This window comes from Nocardia amamiensis, from assembly GCF_015477605.1.
Lineage (GTDB): Bacteria > Actinomycetota > Actinomycetes > Mycobacteriales > Mycobacteriaceae > Nocardia > Nocardia amamiensis_A.
Map to the genome: position 1 here is coordinate 1 of NZ_JADLQX010000237.1, position 442 is coordinate 442.

The window sequence follows — 442 nt, forward strand, 5'->3', positions numbered from 1 at the left end:
GGGATGTTGTTCACCGCGGAGGCGGTGTCGAACTGGTTGAGGAACCACATCCGCTGCTGCGCCAGCGACAACGGGATCCGCTCCGGACGCGGACCGGCCACCAGAGCGCGACGACCACCAGCGCCCGCGTGCTGCTCCACCTTCGCGGCCAAACCAGCGACAGTCGAGGCTTCGAACAGCACCCGCACCGGGACGCGGGCATCCAACGCCGCGCCGATCCGTGCGGCAACCTGCGTCGCGAGCAGCGAATTACCGCCGAGCGCGAAGAAGTCGTCGTCCACGCCGACCCGCTCGACACCGAGCACCTCGGCATACACCGCGGCCACGATTTCCTCGATCGGGGTCGACGGGGCACGGAAGGCTTGGACCTCGAACTCCGGTTCCGGCAACGCCTTACGATCCAGTTTGCCGTTGACGTTCAGCGGCAAAGCGTCGAGGACCA

At 67.2% G+C, this 442-nt stretch carries 1 protein-coding gene; it reads right to left on the bottom strand.

The window, feature by feature from the left end:
• Window positions 1–442 (bottom strand): phosphopantetheine-binding protein (locus tag IU459_RS37645; RefSeq protein ID WP_195134323.1); only part of this gene is annotated, 442 nt, incomplete at both ends.